Source organism: Pseudomonas sp. YJ42, from assembly GCF_047225135.1.
GTDB lineage: Bacteria > Pseudomonadota > Gammaproteobacteria > Pseudomonadales > Pseudomonadaceae > Stutzerimonas > Stutzerimonas stutzeri_E.
In genome coordinates, this window is record NZ_CP178378.1 from 2,162,753 (window position 1) to 2,178,459 (window position 15,707).

Genomic DNA, 15,707 nt, shown 5'->3' on the forward strand with positions numbered 1-15,707 from the left:
TCACGCATAGCGGCGAACCTCTCCAGCGCCTTCGATATTCTCAACACAGCGACCGCAGATTTCAGGATGCTCGGCGTGAGTGCCTACGTCGGGCAGATGGTGCCAGCAACGCCCACACTTCGGATTGGCAGTTTTTCCGACCTGCAGCTTGAGACCCGGCAGCTCGCTTTCAACCGCATCGGCGGGCGCCGCGGAGAGCGGAACGACCCGCACAGCCGACGTGATCAGCACGAAGCGCAGCTCATTACCCAGTTTGGCCAGATCGCTCACCAGTTCGTCTTCGGCGTAAAGCACGACCTCGGCTTGCAGGTTGCCGCCGATGGTCTTGGCGGCGCGCTGAGTTTCTAGCTCCTTGTTTACGGCAGCCTTGACTGCCATGACCTTATCCCAGAACTCCCGCCCCAGCTCGACATTCTCTGGCAGTTCGCTAAGCCCCTCGTACCAGGTGTTGAGCATCACCGATTCGTTCCGCTTGCCTGGCAGGTACTGCCAGATCTCATCGGCGGTGAACGACAGTATCGGTGCGATCCAGCGCACCAGTGCCTCGACGATGTGATACAGCGCGGTTTGGCAGGATCGCCGCGGCAGACTGTCGGCACCGGTGGTGTACTGACGATCCTTGATGATGTCGAGGTAGAAGCCGCCCAGTTCCTGCACGCAGAAGTTATGCACTTTCTGATACACGTTCCAGAATTTGTAGGTGCGGTAGGCTTCCTCGATTTCCCTCTGCAGCAGCAGGGCACGATCGATGGCCCAGCGGTCGAGTGCAATCAGCTGATCGACTGGAACCAGATGCTGTGCCGGGTCGAAACCGTCGAGGTTGCTCAGCAGGAAGCGCGCGGTGTTGCGGATGCGCCGATAGGAGTCCGCACTGCGCTGCAGGATGACCTTGGAAACCGCCATCTCGCCTGAGTAATCGGTGGAAGCGACCCACAGACGCAGAATGTCTGCACCCAGGCTATCGGTGACTTCCTGCGGCGCGACAACGTTGCCCAGCGACTTGGACATTTTGCGGCCGTTCTCGTCGACCACGAAACCGTGCGTCAGAAGCCCCTTGTACGGCGCATGGCCGTCGATAGCCGAACCGGTCAACAGCGATGAATGGAACCAGCCACGGTGCTGATCGGAGCCCTCCAGGTACAGATCAGCGCGAGGGCCGTTTTCATGCCCCATCGGATGCGAACCGCGCATCACATGCCAATGGGTGGTGCCTGAGTCGAACCAGACGTCCAGGGTGTCGCTGATTTTTTCGTATTGCGCCGCTTCCTCACCCAGCAACTCGGCTGCATCCAGCTTCGACCAAGCTTCGATGCCGCCCTGCTCCACGCGTTGCGCAACCGCCTCCATCAGTTCGACGGTGCGAGGATGCAGGTCGCCACTTTCTTTGTGCAGGAAGAACGGAATCGGCACGCCCCAGGTGCGCTGGCGCGAGATGCACCAGTCCGGACGCCCGGCGATCATGCCATGCAAACGCGCCTGCCCCCAGGCCGGAACGAATTCGGTCTGTTCAATGGCATCTAGCGCGCGCCGGCGCAGCGAGCTGCCATCGTGGGCGACCTTGTCCATTCCGACGAACCACTGCGCCGTGGCGCGGTAAATAAGTGGGGTTTTGTGCCGCCAGCAGTGCATGTAGCTGTGCTGGATCGCCTCGTGCTTGAGCAGCGCGCCGACTTCACGCAGCTTCTCGACGATGGCCGGATTGGCCTTCCAGATGAACTGACCGCCGAAGAACGGTAGGTCGGAGACGTAGACACCGTTGCTCTGCACCGGGCCGAGAATGTCATCGTTCTCCATGCCGTAATGCTTGCAGGAGCGGAAGTCGTCTTCACCATATGCTGGCGCGGAATGGACGATACCGGTACCGGCGCCGGTTTCGACATATTCGGCCAGATACACTGGAGCGAAGCGTTCGTAGAACGGATGGCGGAAGCGGATCAGCTCCAACGCCTTGCCTTCGCAACGGGCGATGATTTCACCCGACAGGCCGTAGCGCTGCAGGCAGGACTCGACCAGCTCTTCTGCCAGCACCAGTAGACGCTCGCCGGTATGGACCAGCGCATAGACGAATTCGGGATGGACATTGAGCGCCTGGTTGGCCGGAATGGTCCAGGGCGTGGTGGTCCAGATAACGATGCTGGCGGACTTGGCCAGATTCGGCAGGCCGAACGCAGCAGCCAGCTTGTCGGCGTCCTCGACCTCGAAGGCGACGTCGATGGCATCGGATTTCTTGTCCTGATACTCCACTTCCGCCTCGGCCAGCGCCGAGCCACAGTCGAAGCACCAGTTCACCGGCTTCAGGCCTTTGAAGACGAAACCGCCTTCGACCATTTTCGCCAACGCGCGGATTTCGCCGGCTTCGTTGGCGAAATCCATGGTGCGATAAGGGTTGCTCCAATCACCTAGAACGCCAAGACGGATGAAGTCGGCCTTCTGCCCCTCGATCTGCTCGGCCGCATAGGCACGGCAGCGCTCGCGGGTCAGGTCTGCCGGCTGGTTCTTGCCGTAGGTGATCTCGACCTTGTGCTCGATCGGCAAGCCATGGCAATCCCACCCGGGTACGTAAGGCGCGTCGAAACCAGCCAGGGTCTTGGAGCGAACGATGAAATCCTTGATGACCTTGTTGACCGCATGACCGATATGAATGCTGCCGTTGGCATAGGGCGGGCCGTCGTGCAGGACGAACTTCGGGCGACCTTCGCCGATCTGCCGCAGCTTCCCGTACAGGTCAATGCTGTTCCAGCGCTGCAGGGTCTCCGGCTCGCGCTGTGGCAGACCGGCCTTCATCGGAAATGCCGTGGACGGCAGATTGAGGGTCGCTTTGTAATCGGTCATTTCAGTCCTGACTCGTGGTAAAGGGTGAAGCCCGCCAGTATTCGCGAGCCGCGGCGATATCCGTTTCAATCGCCGTCTTGAGCGCCTCCAGCGAGGCGAAGCGCTGCTCATCACGCAGCTTGTGGTGGAAAGTCACGCGCAACAGACGACCATAGAGGTCACCCTTGTAATTGAGCAAATGCACTTCCAGATGCGGCTGGCCGTCGCTTTTGACCGACGGCCGCATGCCGATGTTGGCCACCGCTGGCTGTACAACGCCGTCAACATCCGTGCTGACCATGAACACACCGCTGAGCGGTGTGTTTCTGCGCTTGAGCTGAATGTTGGCAGTCGGTGCGCCAAGCTGACGCCCGAGCGCCTGTCCGTGCATGACTCGCCCGGTAATGCTGAACGGCCGCCCGAGCAGCTTCTGTGCCAATGCCAGATCGCCATCGGCGAGGACCTGGCGCAGCCGTGTACTGCTGACACGTTCACCACCCACCTCGATAGTGGTGGCAGCCTCGACCGTAAACCCTTCCGCGGCGCCCGCCTTCAATAGAAAATTGAAATCGCCGGCACGGTCACAACCGAAACGAAAATCGTCGCCCACTTCCAAGTGTCGGACGCCGAGACCTTCGACCAGCGTCGCGTGGACGAACTCGGCGGCGCTCAATTCGCGCAAACGGCGATTGAAGGCCAGGCACAGCACCAAGTCGACGCCATGCTCATCGAGCAACTGGAGCTTTTCACGCAGCCGGGTCAGCCGTGCTGGCGCTTTGTCCGGTGCAAAGTATTCGCGCGGCTGCGGTTCGAATATCACCACGCAGCTGGGCAACCCGAGCTCGGCGGCACGCTCGCGCAGACGCGCCAGGATGGCTTGATGCCCCCGGTGAACCCCGTCGAAATTGCCGATGGTGGCGACGCAACCCCGATGCCGGGGCCGCAGGTTATGAAGACCTCGAACCAGCTGCATACCGCACTTCTTGCTTGAAAAGTCGTCGATTATACGCATGAGCCGGCGGTCCCGGACAGGTTTGCGGCGTACGCGAACTGCTGATCAGTGACGAAGATGGCGCGGCCGCAAACCGAGCAATACCAGCCCGGCTGCGAAAGCGCCTAGTCCCGCCGCCACCAGCAACCCCAACTGCAATGCGCGCCGTTGCCAATCCCAGGCGAACCACTCGACCGATGGCGCGTTGAGCCACCAGACCACCGCCACCATGGCGGCACAACCGCCGGTCAAACGCAGCAGGAAAAGCCCCCAGCCCGGCGCCAGCTGAAACACGCCGATCCGGTATAGCCCCCAGAACAGCAAACCGGCATTGAGCATCGACGACAGCGAGGTTGCCAGCGCCAGTCCGACATGTTTGAGCGGCCAGATGAGTATCAAATTCATGACCATGTTGGCGATCATGCAGGTGATTGCGACCCGCACCGGCGTCTTCAAATCCTGCCGCGCGAAGAAACCCGGCGCCAACACCTTGATCAGCATGAATGCCAGCACGCCCAGCGAGTAAGCCTCGAGCGCATTGGCCGACTGCACCACCGCTTCCTCGCTCATCGCGCCGTAAAAGAACAAGCTGGCGATTAGCGGCTCGGCCAGAATCCCCAAGGCCAGCGCTGCGGGTACCCCAACCAGCAGCACCATGCGCAGCGCCCAATTAAGTGTATTGGAAAAGGCCTTCGGGTCTTCGCCGGCGTGCTGACGCGACAGACTCGGAAGGATCACCGTACCGATGGCGATGCCAAACGCCCCGAGCGGCAATTCCGAAAGTCGGTCCGCATAGTAAAGCCACGACACACTACCGGTCTGCAGGAATGAAGCGAGCACCGTATCGAGCAGAAGGTTGATCTGACTCACCGACACGCCGAACAGGGCGGGAACCATCAGTAGCATGATCCGCCGCACGCCCTCGTCACCGAACTTTACTCGCGGCCGCGGCAACAACCCCAGCTTGGCAACATAGGGAAGCTGGAAGGCCAACTGAGCGAAGCCAGCGATGAACACGCCCCAGGCCAGGGCCATGATGGGCTGATCGAAATAGGGCGTAAGGAATATCGCCGAGGTGATCATGCAGACGTTGAGCAGCACCGGGGTAAAGCCCGGCACCGCGAAGTGCCCATAGGTATTGAGCACGCCGGAGGTAAATGCCGTCAGGGAAATCAACAACAGATAGGGAAAGGTGATCCGCAGCAGCTCGCCAGCCAGCTGCATCTTCGCCGGCTCGTCATGAAAACCCGGCGCGAACAACATCACCACGTAAGGCGAAGCCAGCACCCCGATGGCGGTAATACCCGTCAGAATCAACCCAAGCATGCCCGCCGTGCGATCGACCAGCAGCTTGACCTCAACCAATGTCCGTTTGGTTCGGTATTCCGATAGCACCGGCACGAACGCTTGGGCGAATGCGCCTTCGGCAAACAGACGGCGCAGGAAATTCGGGATTTTGAAGGCAATGAAAAAGGCGTCAGCCGACGCGCCGGAACCGAAGTAGCTCGCCACGACCATATCGCGTACCATGCCCAGCACCCGGGACAGCAGCGTCATCACACTGACTACCGCACTGGACCGCAGCAAGCCGCCTTTGCCGGATGTTTCGGACATTTGTCTTCCTAGAGTTGCAGCAGTTTGATTCCGACCAGGTACTGGTCAGCGAATCGATGGCCAGTTACGACAGTGGAAGAGGTCGCGAGTTTAGCGACACCCCATCTGTCCGGCCAGCGCCTTGAATGATCATGCACGCTTGACAAGACAACGCCGCATCGGCATGATTCGCGGCCTTATTTGCTTTGTAATCCCACGTTTTCGAGGAGTTCGACGGTGGCCAACAGCCCTTCCGCCAAAAAACGCGCAATTCAGGCTGAGAAGCGTCGCAGCCACAACGCCAGCTTGCGCTCCATGGTTCGTACCTACATCAAGAATGTGGTCAAAGCCATTGACGCAAAAGATCTGGATAAAGCTCGTACTGCTTACACCGCAGCCGTGCCTGTCATCGACCGCATGGCCGACAAAGGCATCATCCACAAGAACAAAGCCGCTCGTCACAAGAGCCGTCTGAACGGCCATATCAAGGCCCTCGGCGCTGTTGCTGCCTGAGCTGCACGTTCTTGAAAAAACCGGCCTTGAGCCGGTTTTTTTATGCCTGCGATCCACTGCTACCGATGAAAAGCTTAACGAGCATCGCCGCTCCTGATTACGGCTGCGCCCATGGCAGGATTGGAATAGCCGTCACTGCATTCTGCGGACTGCCTTCGATCACGCGATCGCTATAGACCAGATAGACAAGGGTGTTGCGCGCCTCGTCGAAAAAGCGCACCACCTGCATGGTTTTAAAAACCAGAGAAGTGCGCTCTTTGAACACAACCTCGCCGTCTTTGAACTTGTCGTTCATGCGAATAGGCCCGACCTGACGACAGGCAATCGACGCCTCGGCGCGATCTTCCGCCAACCCGAGCCCACCCTTGATGCCACCGGTTTTGGCCCTCGACAGATAACAGGTCACACCCTCGACCTTGGGGTCATCGAAGGCTTCCACCACGATTTTGTGGTTCGGCCCGAGCCACTTGAAAACCGTGTCGACCTCGCCCACTTCGCGCGCCACACCTATCGCCGGCCAAGCCAGCAGCACTACCAGCGCCTGCGCCAACCGCATCGAACACCTCATACCAGAATCATATTGTCACGATGGATGAGCTCAGGCTCGTCGACGTAACCGAGCAGCTTCTCGATTTCGTCCGAAGCATGCCCGAGAATCCGCTGAGTTTCAGCCGCACTGTAATTGACCAAACCTCGAGCGATTTCCCGCCCGTCCGGCCCCACGCAGACCACCATCTCTCCACGCCGGAACCCGCCCTGCGCCGCCTTGACACCGACCGGCAGCAAACTGCGATTACCTTGCTTGAGCGCATGCACCGCCCCAGCGTCCAACGTGACCGAGCCCCGAGTCTGAAGATGCCCCGCAAGCCATTGCTTGCGCGCCGCATGACGACTGCGCTCGGGCGCCAGCAAGGTCCCCAGCTGCTCACCGGCTTTCAACCGCGCCAGGACCTGCTCGATACGCCCCCCGATGATCACCGTATGCGCGCCCGAGCGCGCCGCCAGACGCGCCGCGCGCAGCTTGGTCTGCATGCCGCCACGCCCGAGCGCGCCACCCGTCGCGCCGGCCACGGCATCCAGAGCCGGGTCATCGGCACGCGCCTCGCTAATCAGGTTGGCGTCGGGATTGCTACGCGGATCCGCATCGAACATGCCATCGCGGTCCGTGAGGATCACCAGCAAGTCAGCCTCAACCAGATTGGCGACCAGGGCCGCAAGGGTATCGTTGTCACCGAATCGGATCTCATCGGTAACCACGGTGTCGTTTTCATTGATGACCGGCACCACGCCGAGATCGATCAACGTGCGCAGCGTGCTTCGCGCGTTGAGATAACGCTTGCGGTCAGACAGGTCGTCATGAGTCACCAGCACCTGCGCGGTCTGCTGATCACAGCGACCGAAGCTGGCCTCCCACGCGCGAATGAGCCCCATCTGCCCCACCGCAGCGGCTGCCTGCAATTCATGAACAGCCTTGGGCCGCACCGTCCAGCCGAGACGACTCATGCCGGCAGCCACCGCACCGGACGACACCAGCACCAGCTCAACCCCAGCCTGGCGCAGCGCAACCATCTGATCGACCCAGACAGCCATGGCATCCTGATCGAGGCCACGCCCATCGGCCGTCAGCAGTGCGCTGCCAATCTTCACCACCCAGCGCCGCGCGCCGCTCACCTTGTCCCGCATGGATCCCGCCTTCTATCCAGTATCCGGCCAAACCATTCGATGAGCTGCAGACGAAGCAGCCCAACGACCACCCAGCTATAGATGCGCAACTACGCGAACCAACCCTTAGCGTACGTAGAAGATTTCCGCACCGCCTTCGTCGTCATCGTCATCATCGAAGTCGTCGTCATCCGCATCGACCGCCGCCTTGACCCCGGTACGACGCAGCGCCCGCTGGTCATCCAGTTCCTGTAGGCGCGCCCGCGCCTCGTCCTCGATCTGCTGATCGAGCGCTGCGAGCGCTTCGGCGTATGCAGGCTCTTCGGCGATGCGCACGGTGCGCTCGTCCAAATAACGCATGATGGCCTGGCTCAGCGCCTCGGTGCCCTCACTCTCCAGCGCAGATATAACGAACACCGGCCCCGTCCACTCGAGACGCTCGACGACTTGACGAACCCGCTCCTCGCGATCCTCCTCAAGCAGCTGATCCGCCTTGTTCAGCACCAGCCAGCGATCACGCTGAGCCAGCGCCGGGCTGAATTTCTCCAGCTCGTTGAGAATGACCTCGGCCGCATCGGCTGGATCGCTCTCATCGAGCGGTGCCATGTCCACCAAATGCAGCAACAGACGCGTACGCGCCAGATGCTTGAGGAAGCGAATCCCCAGGCCGGCACCCTCGGATGCACCCTCGATCAGACCCGGGATATCCGCGATCACGAAGCTCTTGTAGCGCCCGACACTGACCACTCCAAGGTTCGGCACCAGCGTAGTGAAGGGGTAATCGGCGACTTTCGGCTTGGCCGCCGAGACCGAGCGGATGAAGGTGCTCTTGCCCGCGTTGGGCAATCCCAGCAGACCGACGTCAGCCAGCACCTTCAGCTCCAGCTTCAGATCACGTGCATCTCCCGGCTTGCCGGGCGTCGTCTGCCGCGGCGCACGGTTGGTACTGGACTTGAAGCGGGTATTACCAAGACCGTGCCAGCCGCCCTGAGCAACCAGCAAACGCTGACCGGCCTTGGTCAGATCACCTATTACATCCTGGGTGGCTGCATCGATTACGGTGGTGCCGACCGGCACCGGCAGAATCAGATCTTCGCCCTTGGCACCGGTGCACTCGGTGCTGCCGCCCTTTTGGCCATTAGGCGCATTGAAGCGGCGGGTATAGCGATAGTCGACCAGCGTGTTGAGGTTTTCGTCAGCCTCCAGATAAACGGAGCCGCCATCGCCGCCGTCGCCGCCATTGGGGCCGCCTTTCTCGATGAACTTCTCGCGACGAAAGCTCATCATGCCGTTGCCGCCGTCGCCGGCCTTTACAAAAATCGATACTTCATCGACGAATTTCATGGGAACGCCTCCCGTCGCAGGACGGGCTTAAGAAACAAGAAACGTAAGGGTCTTGCAAAAAACCCAGCGAAAACTGAATGAGCACCGAGCAGTTCTTTGCAAGAGCCTCACAGGATACAGAAACAAAAAAGCCCCGTCGCATGACAGGGCTTTTCCAGCAACGCCGCAGTTAAGCTGCGACGACGCTCACGTAGCGACGGCCGAAAGCGCCCTTCACTTCGAACTTGATCACGCCTTCCACTTTCGCGAACAGGGTGTGATCCTTGCCCATGCCAACGCCGTAACCGGCATGGAACTGGGTGCCGCGCTGACGCACGATGATGTTACCGGCCTTGATGGCCTGGCCGCCGTACATCTTCACGCCAAGACGTTTGGCTTCTGAGTCGCGGCCGTTGCGGGTAGAACCGCCAGCTTTTTTGTGTGCCATGAGTTCAATACTCCTATAAGGGGATTCAGGCCCGATTAGCCCTGAATACCGGTGATTTTGACCTCAGTGAACCACTGACGGTGGCCCTGACGCTTCATGTGGTGCTTACGACGGCGGAATTTGATGATGGTGACCTTGTCGTGACGACCTTGGGCAATCACTTCAGCTGTGACCTTGGCACCATCAACCACCGGAGCGCCGATTTTGACATCGTCGCCGTTGCCGATCAGCAGAACGCGGTCAAAAGTGACTGCTTCACCAGTGGCAACTTCGAGTTTTTCAATCTTGAGGTATTCGCCTTCGGCGACCTTGTATTGCTTGCCGCCGGTAACGATAACTGCGTACATCTGTGTATCTCCGTTAATCCTGCTCACCCAGCGCTTAAGTGAAATAGTTGGTGGCTGGCATGGCTGCTCGGGGCCGGAAGGGACGCCCTTGCAATTGCGTAAGGCAGGGAAATGCCCAGGGGGAAAGTTCAGGGTCCGCGATTGTACGCATCCACCCATGCCGGCGCAATAGCCGGCGGGCCTTGCCTTGACAGTGTCTGACCTGCCCCATAGCATGCCGCGCAATCTCCGAGGAGTACTCGTCCCCGATGCAACCCCAGTCCTTTTACCAAGTAGTGGCTGAAGATTTTGCCGCCGTTGACGGCATCATCCGCAACCAACTGACTTCCCGCGTACCGCTGGTGGAAAAGATCGGGGACTACATCACCTCGGCCGGCGGTAAACGCCTGCGCCCCCTGCTGGTTCTGCTAAGCGGTAACGCACTGGGACTCAAGGGCGAGCAGCTGCGCCTGCTGGCCGCCATCATCGAATTCCTGCACACCTCGACGCTGCTGCATGACGACGTAGTCGACATGTCGGGCATGCGCCGTGGCCGCTCCACGGCCAACGCCCTGTGGGGCAACGCCCCCAGCGTGCTGGTCGGCGATTTTCTTTATGCACGCTCGTTCGAAATGATGGTTGACCTGGGCTCGATGCCGGTCATGCGCATCATTTCCCAGGCCACGCGGGTGATCGCCGAAGGCGAAGTGCTGCAACTGTCCAAGGTGCGCGACGCTAGCACCACGGAAGAGATTTACATGGAGGTCATCCGCGGCAAGACAGCCATGCTTTTCGAAGCCTCTGCGCATAGCGCCGCCACCCTGGCGGGCGCCAGTGACAAGCAGCGCGAGGCGCTCCGCACCTTCGGCGACTACCTGGGCATCGCCTTTCAGCTCGTCGACGATCTGCTGGATTACCAAGGGGACGCTGAAACCCTGGGCAAGAACGTCGGTGATGACCTGGCCGAAGGCAAACCGACCTTGCCGCTGATCTACACCATGCGCGAGGGCACCACAGAACAGGCCGCACTGGTGCGCAAGGCTATTCAGAAGGGCGGCATCGAAGATCTCGAAAGCATTCGTAACGCGGTGGAAACCTCGGGCGCCCTTGCGTACACCGCCCGCCTGGCGCGTGACTATGCTGATCGGGCCATTGCCTGCCTCGAACTTCTCCCCGCCAGCGACTATCGGGACGCCTTGGTGGAACTCAGCCGCTTCGCTGTCGCCCGCACCCACTGAATCAGCCCATCAGCGAGCGCGTCTGGGCACCCTTTTCAAACGCCCCGCCCCTCGATCTGCACGAATACCAGCCCACCATTGATCGACGCTGAGGATTTTTGCGCTTGCATGTTTGCAAATAGCAATTATTCTCATTAAGGAAATCAACTGGAGGTGAACATGACTTATCTGATCGATGCCTGGCTGGACCGACCACACCCCTACCTGAGGATTCTCGACCGCCACACCGGAGCGATATGCGTTTCACTGGAGGGAGACGCCCTGGAGGAGCTTCGTGACCAGGGCGATCTTGACCTGCAGGAGTTGAGCACCAGCGAACCCTGTGTGCTCAAGGAGCAGGTGCGCAACCTGTTCCTGTTCTCCTACGCCCGGGCGTTGCGCCCGTAGCCTTTGGTCTACAGAACGGCCAGCAACTCGACGTCAAATACCAGCACGCTGTGCGGAGGAATGCTGCCGACACCCTGGGCGCCGTAAGCCAGGTCGCTCGGCACATAGAGACGCCACTTGCTGCCCACGCCCATCAGTTGCAGCGCTTCGGTCCAACCGGCGATCACACCGCCAACCGGAAACTCGGCCGGCTGACCGCGTTGGTAGGAACTGTCGAATACGGTGCCGTCGATCAGGGTGCCATGGTAATGAGTACGCACCTGATCTGCAGCACTGGGTTTGGCGCCTTCGCCTGCAGTCAGCACTTCGTACTGCAGACCCGACGCCAGCGTGGTAACGCCGTCGCGCTTGGCATTCTCGGCCAGAAAAGCCTTTCCTTCACCCGCAGCAGCTTCTGCCTTGCGCTGCGCTTCGGCCTGCATGCGCTCGCGAATCACAGCAAAGCTGGCGTTCAGATCTTCCGGGCTGACCTGACTGGCGGCCCCGCCAAAGGCGTCACGAATGCCAGCGATCACCGCATCCAGACTGATGCCCGGCGGCGGGTTCTCGCGCAACTGGTCGCCCAGCTGACGACCGATGCCGTAGCTCACGCGCGTTTCGTCGGTGGTAAGGTTGAGATCGGTCATGCCTGGGCTCCGCAGAAAAAAGGGCCGACAGCCTAGCACAGCTCGCGGCCGGGCTTTGTCTTGGCAGCATTGGCGCGCTCACGGCGTCTGGCGCTTAAATCCGGGTGCGAAGCCAAAGCGCAGCGCTTCGCGGAGCCACATGGGCGTCAATGTTTGGTGAGCTTGTCCAGATAGCCCATGGCGAACGCCGAGAAGACGAATGTCAGGTGAATGATCACGTACCACATCAACTGCTCGCTCTCGAGCTGCTGGGCGTCCATGAACATACGCAACAGATGGATCGACGAAATCGCTACGATCGAGGCGGCGACTTTCATCTTCAGCGATCCGGAGTCCATCTTGCCCAGCCAATCGAGCTTCTCCTTGCCTTCGTCGACATTCAGCTGCGAGACGAAGTTTTCGTAGCCGGAAAGCATCACCATCACCAGCAAGCCGCCGACCAGTGCCATGTCGATCAACGAGAGCAGTTTGAGAATCAGATCGCCTTCGCTCAGCGATAGCACGGCCGGGAGGATGTGCCAGATTTCCTGAAAGAACTTGATCGCCAGCGCGAGCAGGGCGAACGCCAGGCCAAAGTAGATAGGCGCCAGCAACCAGCGGGCGGCGTACATGGTGTTCTCGATCAATCGTTCCATCTGTTCTCACTGCGGGCAGATACCGGCAAGCGAGTATACGCAGCGCGACAGAGTCTTCAAGAAGGCGCTGTGCCCAGGTATTTCTCTTGTGGATAGAAATCCAACAAAGTGGCGTTCTATCGAAAACGCCGCTTGCCAAGACACGGACTAGCCGGACCGAAAATCAGGTCCTGGATTCCCAACCGCCCAGATAGCGGGCCTGATTGGCGTTGATCTTGCGCAGCTCCGCGTGCATGTGCAGTTGCCAGATGGAGGGCGAAACGGATTCGCTATAACCCTGCCCATGGAGATTGCTCGCAATCGCCTTTAGCACCGATTCAGCCTCGCGAGGGCCATGGAATGGGCCTTGCGCCTTGATCGCGGTAGGTTGACCGGCATCGATGCCGGCCGCACAAAGCAACGTCCACAAGCCGTTGCCTCCAGCCAGTGGGCGGATAATGCATTCGATACGGGTAACCAGGCCCAGGCACTGGCGATTCAGACAGAGCGTGTGAGACATGACGGCGATCCTCGCGCTAGGTTGCGCGCCGCCATCCTGGACGAATGGGCGGCCAACCTGTTTATCCCCAAAAGTTGTGGATAACCATGTGGACAGAGAGTGGGAACTCTCCTCCACTGCAGACCCGTCGCCGCCCGTATCGTTCCGTCCAGTTATTAGCCAAATCGCGAGGCTTACTCGCTCCGCTCAGTTCCCTTCGCCTGTGCCGTCGCCAGAGCCGGCTCCGAGGCGGCCGCGTCGCCCTTGTTGTCGTCTTCCAACTCGATTTCGGCGATATCGCGCAGACGCTCCACCACCCGGGCGTTGACACTGCCTTTTGGAAACTGCCCGTCCTCGTCTGCGGCACCTACCGGCTCGCCCACCAGCAGCGATAGCGCCTCGTCCACATGACGGACCGCATAAATATGGAACCGCTCCTGGCGCACCGCCTCCAGCACGCGCTCATCGAGCATCAACGTGGTGACGTTGGCGAAGGGAATGATCGCGCCCTGCTCACCGGTCAATCCACGCGCCTCGCAAAGACGGAAGAACCCCTCGATCTTTTCGTTGACGCCGCCAACCGCCTGCACCTCGCCGAACTGGTTGATCGATCCGGTGATGGCGAAACACTGCTTGAGCGGCGTACGCGAGATGGCCGAGATCAGCGCGCAGCACTCGCCGAGCGAAGCGCTGTCGCCGTCGACATAGCCGTAGGATTGTTCCAGAGCGATGCTGGCGGAAATCTCCAAAGGGAATTCCTGCGCATAGCGACTGCCGAGAAAACCGGTCAGGATCATCACACCCTTGGAGTGAATCGGCTGGCCGAGATTGACCTCGCGCTCGATGTCGACGATACCCGAGCCACCCGGATAGACGGTGGCGGAAATGCGCGCCGGCATGCCGAACGCCGAATCGCCGACTTCCAGTACGGTCAGGCCGTTGCACTTGCCGATCGCCGCGCCTTCGCTGTCGATCAGAATGACGCCTGCAAGTATGTCTTCGAGGATGCGCGCCGATACGCGGCCAGTGCGGGTGGCCTTAGCCTTCAGAGCACGCTCGATGTGTCCGACATCGGTCACCTCATCTTTGGCCAGCTGGCGGATGAAATCGGCCTCGCTGACCAACTGGAACAAATCGCCGATGCGCGCCGACAAGCGCCCCTGATGTTCAGCCAGCCGCGCACTGTAAGTGGCCAGGCGCGCCACCGCAGCCGCCGTCAGCGGCGCCATGCCCTCTTCCGAAGTCCGCGTCTTCATCAACTGCGCGAACTGCTCGAGGCTGTCCTCGGCCAGGGGAATCTCCTCATCGAAGTCCACCAGCACGCGGAACATTTCCTGAAAGTCCGGATCGAGATCCTGCAGCGTGTAATACAGCTGCCTCGAACCGATGATCACCACCTTGACGTTGAGCGGGATGACCGCTGGATTCAATGTCACCGTAGCCAGACGCCCCAGCTCAGCCAGTGGCGATTCCATCTTCAGCTTGCGCGACTGCAAGGCACGCTTGAGCGCCTCCCAGACGAAGGGCTCGCTGAGCATTTTTTCCGCTTCAAGCATCAGGAACCCGCCATTGGCGCGGTGCAGTGCCCCGGGCCGCAGCTGGCGATAGCTGGTGTAGAGCGCGCCCTGATCAGTGCTGTACTCGATCCGGCCGAACAGATTGTCGTAGGTCGGATGTGGTTCGAATACTACCGGTGCACCGCCGTCCAGCGGATGTCCGACCACTAGGCTCGGACTGTATTGTTCCTCTAGCAACTGACGGGTCTGCGCGTCGGGACGATTCTCGTCGACCAGTTGCTCGACCACGGTCTTCAGCAGGTTGACCTGCACGGCCTGCAAATAGGACTCGATGCCGGCGTTTTCGCTGTACTTCTCCGACAGTGGTGCGAGCAGCGGCTGCAGGGCCTGACTGATAGTCTCGTCGTTGAGCTGACGCAGCTGATTGCTCGATTCACGTTTCCACTGCGGCAGGCTGGCAAGCCCTTCGTTCAGATGGACTTCCAGCGCGGAAATGTCTTCGTGGTAGCGTTCGCGCTCAGCTTCAGGCAGCTGGGCAAATTCCGCCTCGTCCATCGATTTGCCGTCTTTCATCGGCGTGAAGGCGATGTTGCTACTGTCGCGGTAGAGCGCGATTTCCTTTTCCAGCGCGAGCTTCTCGATGACGTCCAGCGCCTTGTCGTAGCGCTGATTGAACGCACGATCGATGGCGCTCTTCTTTTGCTGAAAGCTCGGGTGCTCGAACACCGCCGGAAACGTCGCCATCAGATTGTCGATCAACTGTCCGATGTCGGCGATGAACTCCGCGGCACCGCCCTGCGGCAGCTCCACCACGCGCGGCTCGCGTGGCTCATCGAAATTGTTCACATAGACCCAGTCCGAAGGCGTATCCAGACGCTTGCCCTCAGCCTTGAGATAGCGCCGCACGAATGAGAAGCGCCCCGTGCCCGGCTCGCCCATCACATAGACGTTGTAGCCAGGGCGCGGCATCGCCACCCCGAATTGCAGGGCCTCGACCGCACGCTCCTGGCCGAGCACGCCGAGAAAAGGCTCCAGCTCATCGGTAGTCTTGAAGTCGAATTGGCTGGGTTCGAAGGGACGGGTCAGCGCTTCGGGCGCCAGGCGCAGGCCGGCAGCGACAGTTTCGGGCATTGGGAATCCTTGCTGGAGGTGACCTGAT

Annotated in this window: 15 protein-coding genes; 3 read left to right on the plus strand and 12 right to left on the minus strand. The window is 60.4% G+C overall.

What is annotated here, in order from left to right:
- From ileS to murJ, 3 genes are all read right to left on the minus strand, one after another.
- Positions 1 to 2,832, minus strand: a complete 2,832-nt coding sequence (ileS, locus tag ACL0K2_RS09750; protein WP_045160690.1) for an isoleucine--tRNA ligase — start codon at positions 2,830 to 2,832, stop codon at positions 1 to 3.
- A gap of 1 nt (position 2,833) precedes the next feature.
- On the minus strand, positions 2,834 to 3,784 hold the full coding sequence (ribF, locus tag ACL0K2_RS09755) for a bifunctional riboflavin kinase/FAD synthetase (protein ID WP_045160689.1): 951 nt from the start codon (positions 3,782 to 3,784) through the stop codon (positions 2,834 to 2,836).
- Between the two features lie 84 nt (positions 3,785 to 3,868).
- Positions 3,869 to 5,416, minus strand: coding sequence for a murein biosynthesis integral membrane protein MurJ (gene murJ, locus ACL0K2_RS09760; RefSeq protein WP_045160688.1), 1,548 nt, complete (start codon positions 5,414 to 5,416; stop codon positions 3,869 to 3,871).
- Between the two features lie 216 nt (positions 5,417 to 5,632).
- Between murJ and rpsT the strand changes: the two genes are divergently transcribed.
- Entirely contained in the window at positions 5,633 to 5,908 is a 276-nt protein-coding gene (gene rpsT / locus ACL0K2_RS09765) for a 30S ribosomal protein S20 (RefSeq protein ID WP_025240452.1), read from the plus strand.
- Between the two features lie 97 nt (positions 5,909 to 6,005).
- Here the strand turns inward: rpsT and ACL0K2_RS09770 are convergent, their stop codons facing one another.
- The 5 genes from ACL0K2_RS09770 to rplU all read right to left on the minus strand — a co-directional run bounded on the left by ACL0K2_RS09770 (position 6,006) and on the right by rplU (position 9,688).
- Positions 6,006 to 6,464 (minus strand): CreA family protein, encoded by a 459-nt coding sequence (locus ACL0K2_RS09770; protein ID WP_045160687.1) that lies wholly within the window; start codon positions 6,462 to 6,464, stop codon positions 6,006 to 6,008.
- A gap of 8 nt (positions 6,465 to 6,472) precedes the next feature.
- The gene (proB, locus tag ACL0K2_RS09775; protein ID WP_045160686.1) at positions 6,473 to 7,591 is read right to left on the minus strand and encodes a glutamate 5-kinase; all 1,119 of its coding nucleotides are present in this window, start codon (positions 7,589 to 7,591) and stop codon (positions 6,473 to 6,475) included.
- A 105-nt stretch (positions 7,592 to 7,696) separates the two neighbouring features.
- Positions 7,697 to 8,914, minus strand: a complete 1,218-nt coding sequence (gene cgtA / locus ACL0K2_RS09780) for an Obg family GTPase CgtA (protein ID WP_045160685.1) — start codon at positions 8,912 to 8,914, stop codon at positions 7,697 to 7,699.
- A gap of 169 nt (positions 8,915 to 9,083) precedes the next feature.
- A complete protein-coding gene (gene rpmA, locus ACL0K2_RS09785) occupies positions 9,084 to 9,341 on the minus strand; it encodes a 50S ribosomal protein L27 (protein ID WP_003281574.1) in 258 nt (85 codons plus the stop codon).
- Between the two features lie 35 nt (positions 9,342 to 9,376).
- Positions 9,377 to 9,688 (minus strand): 50S ribosomal protein L21, encoded by a 312-nt coding sequence (gene rplU / locus ACL0K2_RS09790; protein WP_003302133.1) that lies wholly within the window; start codon positions 9,686 to 9,688, stop codon positions 9,377 to 9,379.
- Between the two features lie 248 nt (positions 9,689 to 9,936).
- Between rplU and ACL0K2_RS09795 the strand changes: the two genes are divergently transcribed.
- On the plus strand, positions 9,937 to 10,905 hold the full coding sequence (locus ACL0K2_RS09795; RefSeq protein ID WP_413044319.1) for a polyprenyl synthetase family protein: 969 nt from the start codon (positions 9,937 to 9,939) through the stop codon (positions 10,903 to 10,905).
- A gap of 159 nt (positions 10,906 to 11,064) precedes the next feature.
- The gene (locus ACL0K2_RS09800; RefSeq protein ID WP_045160683.1) at positions 11,065 to 11,292 is read left to right on the plus strand and encodes a hypothetical protein; all 228 of its coding nucleotides are present in this window, start codon (positions 11,065 to 11,067) and stop codon (positions 11,290 to 11,292) included.
- Positions 11,293 to 11,300: 8 nt separating this feature from the next.
- On the opposite strand, the gene ACL0K2_RS09805 is transcribed toward ACL0K2_RS09800, so the two are convergent.
- The 4 genes from ACL0K2_RS09805 to ACL0K2_RS09820 all read right to left on the minus strand — a co-directional run bounded on the left by ACL0K2_RS09805 (position 11,301) and on the right by ACL0K2_RS09820 (position 15,679).
- Positions 11,301 to 11,918, minus strand: coding sequence for an FKBP-type peptidyl-prolyl cis-trans isomerase (locus ACL0K2_RS09805; RefSeq protein ID WP_045160682.1), 618 nt, complete (start codon positions 11,916 to 11,918; stop codon positions 11,301 to 11,303).
- Positions 11,919 to 12,064: 146 nt separating this feature from the next.
- Positions 12,065 to 12,553 carry a TIGR00645 family protein gene (locus tag ACL0K2_RS09810; protein ID WP_019339708.1) on the minus strand — a complete coding sequence of 163 codons (489 nt, stop codon included), beginning with the start codon at positions 12,551 to 12,553 and terminating at the stop codon, positions 12,065 to 12,067.
- A gap of 163 nt (positions 12,554 to 12,716) precedes the next feature.
- Complete coding sequence (locus ACL0K2_RS09815; RefSeq protein WP_239611629.1) at positions 12,717 to 13,052, minus strand: hypothetical protein; 336 nt, start codon at positions 13,050 to 13,052, stop codon at positions 12,717 to 12,719.
- A gap of 173 nt (positions 13,053 to 13,225) precedes the next feature.
- On the minus strand, positions 13,226 to 15,679 hold the full coding sequence (locus tag ACL0K2_RS09820; RefSeq protein WP_045160678.1) for a Lon protease family protein: 2,454 nt from the start codon (positions 15,677 to 15,679) through the stop codon (positions 13,226 to 13,228).
- Between the last annotated feature and the right edge of the window lie 28 nt (positions 15,680 to 15,707).